Genomic DNA, 12,954 nt, shown 5'->3' with positions numbered 1-12,954 from the left:
GCCGCCCCCTCGTCGTGCGTCCCCGCGAAGGCGGGGACCCAGGGCGACCGTGCGCCAGCCTTCCCTGGGTCCCCGCCTTCGCGGGGACGCATGACATTGTCGATGACGTTTCCCATCACCGTGGCACATCCTCGCGTTCGACGATGTCGGCGACGACCTGTTCGACGCTGCGGCCCTCGATCTCGGCGGCGGCCGACAGGATGAGGCGGTGGCGCAGCACCCCGGCGGCCAGTCGCTGGACGTCGTCGGGGATCACATAGTCGCGTCCTTCGAGCGCCGCAGCCGCGCAGGCGGCGCGCGCGAGCAATGTCGCGGCGCGCGGGGAGGCGCCGCATTCGAGATCGGCGCTGGCACGCGTCGCGCGGACCAGGCGGACGATATAGTCGACGATCTCCTCGGCGAGGCGGACGGTCGCAATCACGTCGATCGCCGCGCCGATGGCCTTGGCATCGGCAATCTGTGCGACCCCGAAATCGGCGACCGCGGGGCTCTTGAAGCGGCCGCCATGGTCGGCGACGATCCGCCGCTCTTCGGCGGCGTCGGGATAGTCGACGACGAGTTTGAACAGGAAACGGTCGAGCTGCGCCTCGGGCAGCGGATAGACGCCCTGCTGCTCGATCGGATTCTGCGTCGCGAGCACGGTGAAGCGCGGGCTCATCGCGTGCGGCTCGCCGTTAATGGTGACGCGGCGTTCCTGCATCGCCTCGAGCAGCGCGGCCTGCGTCTTGGGCGGGGTGCGGTTGATCTCGTCGGCGAGCAGCAGTTCGGTGAAGATCGGCCCCTTGGTCAGGGTGAAACTCGACGTCTGGAAATTGAACAGGTTCGATCCCAAAATGTCGCCGGGCATCAGGTCGGGGGTGAACTGGATTCGCCCGAAATCGAGCCCGACCGCGCGCGCAAAGGCCTGCGCGAGCAGGGTTTTCGCGGTACCCGGCGGGCCTTCGAGCAGCACATGGCCGCCTGCGAGCAGCGCGATCGTCACCATGCGCGTCAGCGGCGCCTGGCCGAACACCGCCTTGGCGACCTCGCCCTCGATCGCGGCGCCCAGCGCCTGGACGCTCTCGATATTAGCCGTCACGGAGTAATTCCTTCCTGATGTCGCTGAGCGCCTGCGCGCCCTCCAGAAACTCATGTCTGTTGCGCGCGAGCGGCAGCCGCCGTGCCAACGCGGAGAAAAGGTCGCTGCCCGCTTTCAGCCGCCGGTCGATCCAGGCGTCGGTCGCCTGCGCGTCGATCCCGCTCGGGGCGTGCAGCCGCCGCGCGATCGCGCTCCGCTGGCCCGCCACATAGGCGTCGGCGCCGTCGAGCTCGCGGCGCGCCTGGCGGACGAGGTCGGCGCTGTTCGCGATCAGCGCCGCTTTCGACACCGGAATCGCGCGGCCGGGCTTCAGCGCCGGGCCGAAGCGCACCCACGCCTGCCACAGCGCGAGCAGCCCCGCCGCGATCAGGCAGAGCGTGATGCCGATGAAGGGCGGTACGAAGGCAAAGCGGAGCAACGAGCGCTGGCCGCCGAAGCCGTTCAGCGTCAGGTCGAAGGCGAAGCCGTCGGCGGCGGCGTCTTCGGCGACGGCATCGATCAGCATCGCCGCCGCGCGCCCCCGGTCGCGCGACGCGAAGGCGAGATTGTCGATCAGGTCGGGGTCGGCGAGGATATAGATATCGCGGTCCTTTGCGCGTGAGAGCACCGCGCCGCCGTTCGCGCCTTCGATCAGCGGCTCGATGCCGTCGCCGTCGACGACCTGCGCATCCTCGGGAAGATAGGCCGCGAAGCGACGTCCCGCGACCTCGGCCGCGACTGCCTGCGCCTTTGCTTCCGGGGCGCGGATGCGAGCCTTGCCGAACAATGGTTCGGGGAGCAGCGCGTCGCTTGGGGCGGCGGGAAAGCCGGCGCTGACCCATCCCGGCTTCGGCGTCCGGCCGGGGATGCGAAGCGTTTGCCATTTGGGAAGCACGAGCAGGACGCGATCGCGCTGGCGGGTCAACAGGTCCGTGATTTCTTCGGTTTTGCTGTTGTGCTTGGGGGTGAGGATCAGGAGCGGCCCGCTGTCGTCGGACGAGTCGTCATCGACGACGCGGCGGCGCAGCTCGACATCGGCACCCGCGCGCTCGGCGAGGTCGACGATCGCGGCAAAGCCCGGCGCCGCTTTCGACAGCGCATGGCCGCCGCCGTCGTTGCCGTTGGATAGCTGCGGGCCGAGCGCGACCAGCGCCCAGAGCGCGACGAAGGCGATGACGCCGACGAGAACCAGCCCCGCGATCAGCAGCGGATTGAAGCCATGATCGCCGCCGCGCGCGCCGCTCATGCCCGCGCCCAATTTTTCGGCACGGTGAGCTCGGCATAGGCGGTGCGGCATTCCTGCCATGCCGCATCGTCGATCGAGCGGCCGCCGAACAGGCTAATCTCGACCGCGCGCGCGATCCGGCTGAACGCGCGCTGCGCGACCGTGGGCAGATCGGCCGCGGCCGCCAACTCGCGCGAGGTCATCGCGGGGCGGACGAGACCGGGACGGCGGCCGGCGATGTCGTCGACGCTGCGATAGAGGAGCAGATGCACCGCCTCGGCGAAGCGCCCGGCGGCGGCGAGCGCGTCGGCGTCGGCAAGCCGCGCCCGCGCCGCGCCCGCCCCGGCCTCGCCGATGCTTTCTTCGACTTCCCCGGCGCGGCGCTTGCGGCCGAAGCGGAGATTGTCGACCCAATCGGCGAAGGCGGGGACGAAATGATAGAGGATGAGGAGCAGCAGCGCCGCGGCGCCGATCCACATCAACGGCTTCAGCGCCGGAGCCGTCCATTCGAAGAAATCGCGCAGCCAGCCGAGATCCCATTGCGGATTGTCGCGCGCCGGCGGTGGCGGCGGAAAGCCCGTCTGGATCGTATCGCCTGCCATCGTCTGGCTGTAGCCCGGGCCCAGAAGCTCGGGATCGAGGAGCCAGCCCTGCCCATCGCCGGTTTCCGGCGAGCCGCTTGCCGACGCCTGCGCGATCCACAGCGACATCATAGGAAAAAAAGTGCCCCGCCCTGCTCGGTCATCGCGAAGGTGGTAGCGCGCCGCGCCGCGAGAAGGCAAGAGATGCTTGCGCGCCGACCGCCCTGGTTCTAGCGCGCGCTAGACCAGAGCCGATGGTTTCATTCGCAACCGGATCGGCAAAGCGGACGGAGGATGTCGGTGGACGCGGCTGAGGCAGTACATGAAAAATTCCTCGCCGCGCTGGCGAGCGGTTCGCTGGCCCGGAGCGCCGATGCGCCCGATCCCGCGGGGGTCGGCCTGTCGCGCACCGAGGCGACCGATATTTTCCTGTCGCAGTTGACCAGCCGCCAGATGGACCGGCTGTCGCGTGCGTTACAGGCGCGCGGCGAAGGCTTTTACACGATCGGATCGTCGGGACACGAGGGCAATGCCGCGGTCGCCGCGGCGCTGCGCGTCACCGACATGGCGTTTCTCCATTACCGCTCGAACGCCTTTCAGCTCCACCGCTCGCGTCAGCTTCCGGGCGGGACGCCGACGTGGGACATGCTGCTGAGCTTTGCGGCGTCGAGCGAGGACCCGATTTCGGGCGGGCGGCACAAGGTGATCGGGTCGAAACCGCTGGCGATCCCGCCGCAAACCTCGACGATCGCCTCGCACCTGCCCAAGGCGGTCGGCGCCGCCTTCTCGATCGGTATCGCGCGAAGGCTGGGGATGGAGGGCTGTCCGCTGCCCGATGACGCGGTGGTGCTGGCGAGCTTCGGCGATGCGTCGGCGAACCATTCGACCGCGCAGGGCGCGTTCAACACCGCGGGCTGGTCGGCCTATCAGGGCTCGCCGATGCCGCTGATCTTCCTCTGCGAGGATAATGGCATCGGCATTTCGACGCGGACGCCGACGGGGTGGATCGAAGCGCAGTTCCGCCATCGCGCCGGGCTGCACTATATCCAGTGCGACGGCTCCGATCTCGTGTCCGCCTATGCCGGGGCGAAGGAAGCCGCCGACTACGCCCGCCGCACCCGCAAGCCGGTGTTCCTCCACATGGGCACGGTGCGCCTTTATGGCCATGCCGGATCCGACGTGCAGGCGGTCTATCTGCCCAAGGCGCTGATCGAGGCCGACGAGGCACGCGACCCGCTGCTCGCGGGCGCGGCGCTGATGGCCGAGCAGGGCTGGATGACCCCCGCCGAAGTTGCCGGCGCCTATGAAGAGATCGGCGCGACGCTCGCGCGGCAGGCCGAGGCGGCGATAAAGCGGCCGAAGATTACCACCCCCGCGGGCGTGATGGAAAGCCTCGTCCCGCCCAAGCGCGACCTGGTCCGCGCGAACACGCCGTCGGCCGAGGACCGCAAGGCGCTGTTCGGCAGCGATGCCGCGCAGATGGACAAGCCGATGCACATGGCGCGGCTGTTGTCGTGGGCACTCGCCGACCTGATGCTCGCGCACAAGGAAATCGTCGTCGCGGGCGAGGATGTCGGGCCGAAGGGCGGCGTCTACAACGTCACCGCCAAGCTCCACCAGCGTTTCGGCTCGGCGCGCGTCGTCAACACTTTGCTCGACGAACAGGCGATCCTGGGGCTCGCGATCGGCATGGCGCACAACGGCTTCGTGCCGATGCCCGAGATCCAGTTCCTCGCTTATGTCCACAATGCCGAGGACCAGATTCGCGGCGAGGCGGCGACCCTCAGCTTCTTCTCGAACGGGCAATATACAAACCCGATGGTGATCCGCATTGCGGGGCTCGGCTATCAGAAGGGCTTCGGCGGCCATTTCCACAACGACAACAGCCTTGCGGTATTCCGCGACATTCCGGGGGTGATCCTAGCGGTGCCGTCGAACGGCCGCGATGCCGTCCACATGCTTCGTGAATGCGTGCGGCTGGCGCGCGAGGAGCAGCGCGTCGTCGTCTTCGTCGAGCCGATCGCGCTCTACATGACCCGCGACCTGCACGCAGATGGCGATGGCCTCTGGACCAGCGTCTATGAGGCGCCGGGCGAAGGCGCGCCGATCCGGCTCGGCGAGGTCGGGGTGCATGGCGACGGCACCGACCTTGCGATCGTTACCTATGGCAATGGATATTATTTGTCGCGTCAGGCCGAGAAACTGCTCGCCGCCGATGGTGTGAAAGCGCGCGTGATCGACCTCCGCTGGCTGAATCCGGTGAACGAGGAGGCGCTGGTTGCCGCGGTCGGCGATGCGAAGCGCATCCTGATCGTCGACGAATGCCGCATCACCGGGTCGCAGAGCGAAGCGCTGATGGCGCTGTTCGTCGAACAGACGCCGGAGAAGACGCTCGCGCGCCTCGCCGCCGACGACAGCTTCATCCCGCTGGGCAAGGCGGCGACGCTGACGCTGCCGAGCCGCGATTCGATCGTGGCGGCAGCGAGGGAGTTGCTGGCGCGATGATCATATCCCGGCCCGTGCCCCTGCGAAAGCAGGGGCCCATCTCCGATGCTTTCGTTTTACGGAGCCGGTCGCTCGATGCCGTCAGGCTCGATGATGGGCCCCTGCTTTCGCAGGGGCACGGGGCCGGGAAGAGGGGCTGGTGATGGGCGAACAGAAGACCGCGATCGTCGTCGCGCCGGGGCGCGGCACCTATGGCAAGGGCGAGCTTGGTAGCATCGCGCGGTTCCACGGCACGCGCTTTCCCGATCTGATCGCGAATTTCGACGCGCAGCGCCGGACACGCGGCCAGCCGACCGTCAGCGAACTCGACGGGGCCGAGCGTTTCAGCGTCGCGGCGCATATGCGCGGCGATGTCGCGGCGCCGCTGATCTATGCCGCGACCGCGCTCGACTGGCTGAGTATCGACCGGGAAAAATACGACGTCGTCGCGGCGCTCGGCAATTCGATGGGTTGGTACAGTGCCCTCGCGATCGGCGGCGCGGTGGCGATCGAAGACGGCTTCCGGATCAGCAATGCGATGGGGCTCAACAGCCAGACGCACGGGCCCGGCGGGCAGATATTGCTGCAGATCGTCGACGAGGATTGGCGGCCGGTGCCGGGCCTGCGCGAGACATTGCTCGCGCTCGTCGCCGACATCGGGGCGCGGCCGGGCCATGCATTGGCACTGTCGATCGACCTCGCGGGGATGCTCGTGCTCGCGGGCGATGAGGCGGGCCTTGCCGCGCTGCTCGCCGAAGCGCCGCCGGTGCCGGGGCGCGATCCGCTGCGGCTTGCGGGGCATGGGCCGTTCCACACGCCGTTGATGATCGGCAGTTCGGAGAAGGCGAAGGCCGAATTGCCCGCGTCGCTGTTCGGCGCGCCGGCGATTCCGCTGGTCGACGGGCGCGGCCATATCTGGCGGCGCTTTGCGTCCGATCCGGCGGAGATATGGGATTACACCTTCGGCCACCAGATTCTCGCGCCCTATGATTTCGCGCTGTCGGTCGAGGTCGCGGTCAGGGAGTTCGCGCCCGACGTCGTCATCCTGCCCGGCCCCGGCGACACGCTGGGCGGCGCGATCGCGCAGGCGCTGATCGGCATCGCGTGGCAGGGAATCGCAAGCAAGAGTGATTTCATGGCGCGGCAGGCGGCCGATCCGATCCTGCTGTCGATGGGCCGCGCCGAGCAGCGCGCGCTGGTTTCCCGATAGGATCAACCCCGGCCGGTTTGGAACCGGCGGAGGTGGAACATCCTCCGCCGGTCCCGCCTGGGATCCCGCGATCAGGTGGGGTTGATCGCGGGCACGAACGGCGATGCCGATGGGGACCAACTCAAAGGCAACCGTCCGTTCGCTTTTCCTTATAGGCGCCGCGCCGCCTTGATGGCCGCGCCAAAATGGCTAGCCGCTCCGTTATGGAGATGATTGTTCGTCGCCAGCTCGGCGATGAAGGCGAGTCGGAGCAGTTCGGCGACGCTGCCCGCATCGGTGCGCCGCATGATGTTCGCGCGGTGGACCTCGACCGTGCGCGGGCTGAGGTCGAGCCGCCGCGCGATCGCCTTGTTGCCGAGCCCGGCGGCGATCGCGTCCAATATGTCGCGCTCGCGCGGGGTCAGCGCGGCGAGCCGGGTTTCGGCCTCGCGCCGCCGCGCGAGCGCCGCGCCTCGCGCTGCCCAATCGGCGACCGCGCCGTCGATCGTGCGGCGGACGATGCGCGGGTCGAGCGGCGCGGCGAGCAGGTCATGCGCGCCGCCGCGCAGGATCGCGCGGCTTTCGGCGATCGTCAGCCGGCTCGCGGCAACGAAGGCGGTGATGTCGCTTCGCCAGCCGATCCGGCCGAGCAGCGCTTCGCCGCCGACGCCGCCGGGCTGGCGCCAGTGGAAAAGCAGGATCGCGCAGTCGGCGTCGGCGCCCGCCTCGATCCAGGCGTCGCCGCTCGCGAAGCTGCGGACGATCCGTCCGGGCCGGTCGGCGAGGGTGCGGAAACAGGCCGCGCGCTCGACGGCGTCGGGAAGGATCAGATGGATATGGGCGCCCTGTTCGCTCACGCCCTTAGATTGGCTGCGGCCGCGCGCCCCGCCTAGCGCGGTCCGGTCGGCTTCGGCGTCAATCCGAAGCGATCGGCAGGCAGAGCGTGACGATCGTGCCGCGCGGAGCGGCGCGTGCGATCGTCATGCGCCCGTCGTGCATGTGCGCGATCGTCTCGACGAGCGACAGGCCGAGTCCCGCGCCCGAACCGCCGCGTGCGGGGTCGAGCCGGACGAAGCGTTTCGCCGCCTCGCCGATGCGGTCTTCGGGAATGCCGGGACCGTCGTCGGCGACCGACAGCGCGATCTCGCTCCCTTCCCCGCGGGCTGCCGCGAGCCGGATGACCGAGCCGCCGCCGCCATATTTGAGCGCATTGTCGATCAGGTTCGACAGCGCGCGGAGCAGCATTTCGCGGTGCGCGATGACATCGAGTTCGCCGGGGGAATCGACATGGATCGCGAAGCCTTCGTCTTCGGCGAGCGGTCCATAGACTTCGGCGAGGTCTTCGAGCAGCGGCGTGAGCGCGAAGCGTGCGAACTGGTCGCGGCCGATCCCCGCCTCGGCGCGGCTGATCTCGAGCGCGGTATCGAGCAGGCGGTGCAGGCTGTCGGCCTCGTCGATCGCGCCCGCGAGCGCGGTGGCGGCGGTTTCGTCCCGCGTGCGGCCGAGCGCCTGTTCGAGCACGGCCTTCAATCGCGACACCGGCGAACGCAGATCGTGCGCCATCGAATCGGTGACCATGCGCAGTTCGCCGACCAGCGTTTCGATCCGGTCGAGCATCGCGTTGATCGACACGCCGAGCCGGTCGAAGGCGTCGCCGGTCTCATCGCGCTCCACGCGCGCGTCGAGCTTCCCGCCCGCGATCGCCGCGGCGGCGCGGGCGAATGCGTCGACGCGGCGCGCCAATATCCAGGCGGCCAGCGCCGCGACGATCGCTGCGAGCAGGATTCCCGCCGCGAGTGCGTAAAGGAACGCCGCCTGGCTCGCCCGCGCGAGCTGCGCCTGCGCTTCGAGCACTTCGCCGGTCAGCAGCACGCGGCCGTCGGGGAGGCGGGTCGTGACGATCCCCATCTCCTCGGCGGCGAGCCCGCCCGCGCGGAACAGGCTGATTCGCCGCCAAGGCTCGGCCGGGCCGACGGTCGCGGGCCATTGCGTGAGGTTGCCGGCGACCGGCGCGCCACCGGGACCCTTCAGCAGCACGACGAAATTCTGGTCGTCGCGTGCTGCGAGCCGATCGCGGATCGTGCGGACGAGCCCGGCCTCGCCCTCGCGCCGATATTCCTCGGCGAAGTCGTCGCGCGCGACCTCGGCGGCGGTGCGCGCGTCGGCGAGGATCGTCGCTTCGGTGAAGCGGTGGATGATCGTCAGTCCCAGCGCGAGCGCCGCGACCTGGACGAGCAACAGCGCCAGCGCCAGCCGGACCGTCGTCGATTGCAGGAAGCCGCGCCTCACGGACTCAGTCCGCGGCGCCGAGCATATAGCCCGCGCCGCGGATCGTGTGAACGAGCGGCCGCGCGAAGCCGTCGTCGACCTTGCGGCGCAGGCGGCTGACATGGACGTCGACGACATTGGTGCCGGGGTCGAAATGATATTCCCACACCCCCTCCAGCATCATCGTGCGCGTGACGACCTGTTCCTTGTGGCGCAGCAGATATTCCAGCAGCCGAAACTCGCGCGGTTGCAGCTCGATGCGGCGCCCCGCGCGCGTGACGCGGCGGCTCAGCAAGTTCATCTCCAGATCCTCGCAGGACAGGATCGTCTCGACCTGCGTGCCGCCCGAGGGCCGCGCGATCAGCAGCTTCAGCCGCGCGAGCAGTTCGGAGAAAGCGAAGGGCTTGACCAGATAATCGTTGGCGCCCGAGGTCAGCCCCTCGACCCGCGCGTCGACCGCGCCGAGGTTGGAAAGGATGAGCACCGGGGTCGCGACCTTCGCCGCGCGCAAGGCCGCAAGCACCGCCATCCCGTCCATTCCCGGCAGCATCCGGTCGAGAACGATCGCGTCGTAACTGCCATCGGTTGCGTGGAACAGTCCGTCGCGCCCGTCGGCGGCGTGATCGACGACAAAGCCTTCGCCGGTCAGGCTCTTGACGATGAAATCCGCGGTGGTCGGGTCATCTTCGACGACGAGAATCTTTTGCGACATGCGGTTCCTTGGGGCGAACGGATGGGGCGCGGCCGGGCAGATGCTTATAGCGGCTCTCGCCCTTATGGCGAATATGAAGCAACGGGCCGTTGCGCGCATCGCTTCGTACGGCGCGTCCGACCGACGAAAGCGAGGCGATCGGCCGGCCGTCGATGCCGTCGATCACATCGCCCGCCGCGATATCGGCTTTCGCCGCCGGACCATTGTCCTGGACGCTGGTGACGACCAGCGCGAGCGGCGCGCGCGGGGCCCTGCGCTTGGCCTCATAAGTCAGGCCGGGAAGCTGGTCGCTTCGCTGCCGGTGCGGCGGGGCGACCAGATGAATGGCGAGGGCGATCACCGCCGCGAGCGTCAGCAGCAGGGCGCCGGCGGGCGGCATCGGTCGTGGCGTCGGGGGGTGCGGGGACACAGCCTGCACCGCCTAGGCCAGCACCAGCGACGACGGGGCGGCTTTCTTTCCCGCTGGCGGGCGGCTGACGATGCGGTGGACCGCTGCCATGCTCCGCGCGAAGGCCATGCCGCGCGGGCCGGCTACATAGCGCGGTTCCCAGCGGGTCGCGAATTTCGCCTTGTAGCTTCTGAGGCCCCCGAAGCCGTAGAGCATCTCGCCGTGCCGGAACAGAAAGGCCGCGCCGCGCGCCCACGCCGGGGCGAGTTTGCGTCCATCGATCCCCGCGAGCGGCGCGATGCCGAGCGTGAAGCGGCGATAGCCCTCTGCGCGCGCATATTCCATCAGCCGGATGAACAGATAATCCATCACGCCATAAGGCAGGTTCGCGACGTGGCGCATCAGGTCGACCGACATCTCCTCGCGATTGGCTGTGGCGAGAATGTTGGCAAAGGCGACAACCCGCCCCCCGATCCGCACCACCGCGCAGGGGAAATGCGCCATATAGGCGGGGTCGAAGCTGCCAAGGCTGAACGCCTTTTCGCGCTGTCCTTTCGCACGCAGCCAGTCGTCGGACACGGCTTTGAGTTCGGCGACATGATCCGGCACCTCGGCAGGGGAAAGGACTGCGAAGCTGGCGCCGTCCTGGACCGCGCGGCGCTCGGCGTGGCGCAGCGTCTTGGCGTGCGGGCCGGCGAGGGTGAAATCGGCGAGTTCGACGCGCGCTTCCTCGCCATATTTGACGATAGCGAGGCCAAGGTCGATCGCGTGTGGCAGCGTGCGCGCGCCGATCTGGTAGAGAAGCAGACGCCCCTGCGCGGCGTCGGCGCGTTCGCGCAATTTCCACAGCAGGTCGGACCAGCGCGCCTCGTTGCCGACCGGATCGCCCATCACGATCCAGTTCGCGCCTTCCACCCGGTACATCAGGAAGGCGTCGCTTTCGTCGGCGAGCAGGAAGCGCTTGTCGCCGGTGAAGGCAAGGAAGGCGTCGGTGTGGTCGGCGAGCGCGAGCGCGGGCGCAAGCTGGTCGAAGCCGACCGCGGCTGTTCGCGCCGCGCGCGGCGACGGCGCGAACAGCCGCCAGAGCGCCAGCCCCGCCAGCAGCACCGCGATGCCGAACAGCGCGCGCAGGAAGCGCGGCGCGTCGCCCCGCAGGCTGAACTGCCACCACAGGCTGCTGTCGTAGGCGACATGCTTATAGGCGAAAAAGCCCGCGAAGACCGATGCGAGGATCGCGGTCAGTGCTGCCGCGATCCAGCCGGTAGAGAGCGGCGCGTCGATCAGCGACGTCTGGCGATAGAAGGCCGGACGGCTCCATTGCAGCGCCGTCGCGATGCCGGAGAGGATCAGCGCCTCCTCGTAATCGAACCCTTTGGCGAGCGAAAAAAGAATCGCTGCGACCAGCAGCACGCGTGTCGCCACAAAAGCGCCGTCGAGCCGGCGGAGCAGCCCCGGCGCGAGAAAGAGGAGCAGGGTGCCCGACAGGCTGGCGGCGAAATGCGAAGCCTCGACGAAGGGCAGGGGCACGAGATGCTTGAGGGCGTGCATCCGCGCCGCATCGCCGGGGGTCGACCCCGACAGGAGCAGGATCAGCCCGCCGGCGAAGACGAGCGCGGCGAGCAGCGGCGGCGCCAGTTCGCGCAGCAGCGACTGACCGGCGGCGGCGAGTTCCCTTGCCGGCGCGTGCCACGCGCGGCTTTCGTGCCACGCGAGGAGCAGCGCGGCGAGCAGCAGCGGGAGAAGATAATAGAGAACGCGATAGGCGAGCAGCGCCGCGAGCAATTCAGCCTTGTCGCCGGGGACGGTGGCGATCACCACCGCCTCGAACACCCCGAGCCCGCCGGGGACGTGGCTGACGAGCGCCGCGACGATCGCGAGCGCATAGCCGAGGAAGAAGAGCGGCCACGCCGAGGGATCGGGGGCGGGGAGGAGGATGTAGAGCGCGGCGCTCGCCGCGGCGAGATCGAGCGCGGCGACGAGCGTCATCGCCGCGCTCATCGCCGGGCCGGGAATCGGCGTGCGCCAGCCGCCGACCTCGATCGCTTCGACGCCGAACGCGCGCAGCAGCGGCGGGATGCAGCAGAGCGCGACAATGACCATCCCCGCGACGTGAAGCGAAGACAGTGACAGGCCCCAATGCAGGATCGGCGATATGTGCGTGCTCGCCGCGGCGGCAAGCCCTGCGAGCAGGATTACCCCGCTCCAGAAGGCGAGGCTTGCGAGCGCGATGACGCTGCCGATCTCGCCGCCGCCGAGTCCTGCGGCGCGATAGACGCGGTAGCGCGCCGAGCCGCCGGTGAGCAGCGCGAGCCCCAGATTGTGGCTGAGCGCATAGCTGGTGAAGGAAGCGAGCGCGGCGGTGCGCCACGGCAGCCGCTTGCCGAGCACGCTGAGGGCGAAACAGTCGTAGAGAGTGAGGAGCAGATAGCTGGTGGCGGTGAGCGCCAGCGCGCCGAATATCTGCGCCGCCGACAGTGCGTCGAAGGCGTGACGGATCGCGCGCGGGCGCACCGAATGGAGCAGGCCGAACAGTGCCGAAAGGCCGAGCATCGCGATGGCGAGCGCGGCGAGGATCGACAGCAGCCGCTTGTTCGCGCGGCTCCATGCCATGGCGCGCGCGCCGATTCGCGCCCAATCCTCCTTCGGCGTCATTGCCGGGTCCAGTCCTGCCGCTTGCAGAGCAGCCCGCCGAGGATGCAGCCCGAGATGCGGAGGCCGTTCGGCCCCTTCTGCTCGATCGTCGAATAGAAGCGACGCCCCTGGTCGGGAACATAGACCTGCCCGGTCCAGCGCGCGCTGCCGGTGCGGCGATAGCCGACGAGCAATTCGGTGCCGATCAGCGAATTCACTCCGGCATCGCGCGCGTCGGCCATTGCCTGCGGGCTCGCCCAGACGATATTGCCGCAGAGCAGTTCGCCGCACGGCCGGGTGCGGACGCGGACCGTACCCTTCGGATTCTGCCAGACGCCGATCGGCGAAAGGACCGGCTGCGGTTGCGCCAGCCCGGCCGATACCGCCATCAGCAGCGCCATTGCCATCGTCTTCATCGC

Annotated in this window: 11 protein-coding genes; 2 read left to right on the top strand and 9 right to left on the bottom strand. The window is 69.1% G+C overall.

Annotated elements, in window-relative coordinates; genetic code table 11:
* Nucleotides 1–115: 115 nt before the first annotated feature.
* Genes NP825_RS17390 through NP825_RS17380 form a run of 3 tightly spaced genes read right to left on the bottom strand, consistent with a single transcriptional unit; the run spans nucleotide 116 to nucleotide 2,992 of the window.
* Nucleotides 116–1,078 carry a MoxR family ATPase gene (locus NP825_RS17390; protein WP_257545874.1) on the bottom strand — a complete coding sequence of 321 codons (963 nt, stop codon included), beginning with the start codon at nucleotides 1,076–1,078 and terminating at the stop codon, nucleotides 116–118.
* The gene (locus tag NP825_RS17385) at nucleotides 1,068–2,303 is read right to left on the bottom strand and encodes a DUF4350 domain-containing protein (RefSeq protein ID WP_257545872.1); all 1,236 of its coding nucleotides are present in this window, start codon (nucleotides 2,301–2,303) and stop codon (nucleotides 1,068–1,070) included. Before NP825_RS17385 ends, NP825_RS17390 begins: the two co-directional genes overlap by 11 nt.
* A complete protein-coding gene (locus NP825_RS17380) occupies nucleotides 2,300–2,992 on the bottom strand; it encodes a DUF4129 domain-containing protein (RefSeq protein ID WP_306997434.1) in 693 nt (230 codons plus the stop codon). Before NP825_RS17380 ends, NP825_RS17385 begins: the two co-directional genes overlap by 4 nt.
* A gap of 165 nt (nucleotides 2,993–3,157) precedes the next feature.
* Here NP825_RS17380 and NP825_RS17375 point away from each other — a divergent pair, with 165 nt between their 5' ends.
* Together NP825_RS17375 and NP825_RS17370 are read left to right on the top strand one after the other, a co-directional pair.
* Nucleotides 3,158–5,368 carry an alpha-ketoacid dehydrogenase subunit alpha/beta gene (locus tag NP825_RS17375; RefSeq protein ID WP_257545868.1) on the top strand — a complete coding sequence of 737 codons (2,211 nt, stop codon included), beginning with the start codon at nucleotides 3,158–3,160 and terminating at the stop codon, nucleotides 5,366–5,368.
* Between the two features lie 142 nt (nucleotides 5,369–5,510).
* On the top strand, nucleotides 5,511–6,557 hold the full coding sequence (locus NP825_RS17370; RefSeq protein ID WP_257545866.1) for an ACP S-malonyltransferase: 1,047 nt from the start codon (nucleotides 5,511–5,513) through the stop codon (nucleotides 6,555–6,557).
* A gap of 149 nt (nucleotides 6,558–6,706) precedes the next feature.
* Here NP825_RS17370 and NP825_RS17365 read toward each other — a convergent pair whose 3' ends face one another.
* Genes NP825_RS17365 through NP825_RS17340 form a run of 6 tightly spaced genes read right to left on the bottom strand, consistent with a single transcriptional unit; the run spans nucleotide 6,707 to nucleotide 12,951 of the window.
* On the bottom strand, nucleotides 6,707–7,393 hold the full coding sequence (locus NP825_RS17365; protein ID WP_257545864.1) for a response regulator transcription factor: 687 nt from the start codon (nucleotides 7,391–7,393) through the stop codon (nucleotides 6,707–6,709).
* 58 nt (nucleotides 7,394–7,451) lie between these two features.
* A complete protein-coding gene (locus NP825_RS17360) occupies nucleotides 7,452–8,825 on the bottom strand; it encodes a HAMP domain-containing sensor histidine kinase (protein WP_257545862.1) in 1,374 nt (457 codons plus the stop codon).
* A 4-nt stretch (nucleotides 8,826–8,829) separates the two neighbouring features.
* On the bottom strand, nucleotides 8,830–9,516 hold the full coding sequence (locus NP825_RS17355) for a response regulator transcription factor (RefSeq protein ID WP_257545860.1): 687 nt from the start codon (nucleotides 9,514–9,516) through the stop codon (nucleotides 8,830–8,832).
* Nucleotides 9,485–9,895, bottom strand: coding sequence for a PDZ domain-containing protein (locus NP825_RS17350; RefSeq protein ID WP_257545858.1), 411 nt, complete (start codon nucleotides 9,893–9,895; stop codon nucleotides 9,485–9,487). Before NP825_RS17350 ends, NP825_RS17355 begins: the two co-directional genes overlap by 32 nt.
* A gap of 42 nt (nucleotides 9,896–9,937) precedes the next feature.
* Nucleotides 9,938–12,556: a bifunctional lysylphosphatidylglycerol flippase/synthetase MprF gene (mprF, locus tag NP825_RS17345; RefSeq protein WP_257545856.1), complete on the bottom strand. Its 2,619-nt coding sequence runs from the start codon at nucleotides 12,554–12,556 to the stop codon at nucleotides 9,938–9,940.
* A complete protein-coding gene (locus tag NP825_RS17340) occupies nucleotides 12,553–12,951 on the bottom strand; it encodes a DUF2147 domain-containing protein (RefSeq protein ID WP_257545854.1) in 399 nt (132 codons plus the stop codon). Before NP825_RS17340 ends, mprF begins: the two co-directional genes overlap by 4 nt.
* Between the last annotated feature and the right edge of the window lie 3 nt (nucleotides 12,952–12,954).

Origin of the sequence: Sphingopyxis sp. DBS4 (assembly GCF_024628865.1) — a bacterium.
Lineage (GTDB): Bacteria > Pseudomonadota > Alphaproteobacteria > Sphingomonadales > Sphingomonadaceae > Sphingopyxis.
The sequence above is the reverse complement of the archived record's forward strand: the minus strand, read 5'-3'. Positions and strand labels throughout refer to the sequence as shown.

Bases quoted from the DNA above. Each gene is read 5' to 3' on its own strand.
- NP825_RS17385 (WP_257545872.1), bottom strand. From the start codon at position 2,303: ATGAGCGGCGCGCGCGGCGGCGATCATGGCTTCAATCCGCTGCTGATC.
- NP825_RS17380 (WP_306997434.1), bottom strand. From the start codon at position 2,992: ATGTCGCTGTGGATCGCGCAGGCGTCGGCAAGCGGCTCGCCGGAAACC.
- NP825_RS17375 (WP_257545868.1), top strand. From the start codon at position 3,158: ATGTCGGTGGACGCGGCTGAGGCAGTACATGAAAAATTCCTCGCCGCG.
- NP825_RS17370 (WP_257545866.1), top strand. From the start codon at position 5,511: ATGGGCGAACAGAAGACCGCGATCGTCGTCGCGCCGGGGCGCGGCACC.
- NP825_RS17355 (WP_257545860.1), bottom strand. From the start codon at position 9,516: ATGTCGCAAAAGATTCTCGTCGTCGAAGATGACCCGACCACCGCGGAT.
- NP825_RS17350 (WP_257545858.1), bottom strand. From the start codon at position 9,895: ATGCCGCCCGCCGGCGCCCTGCTGCTGACGCTCGCGGCGGTGATCGCC.
- mprF (WP_257545856.1), bottom strand. From the start codon at position 12,556: ATGACGCCGAAGGAGGATTGGGCGCGAATCGGCGCGCGCGCCATGGCA.
- NP825_RS17340 (WP_257545854.1), bottom strand. From the start codon at position 12,951: ATGAAGACGATGGCAATGGCGCTGCTGATGGCGGTATCGGCCGGGCTG.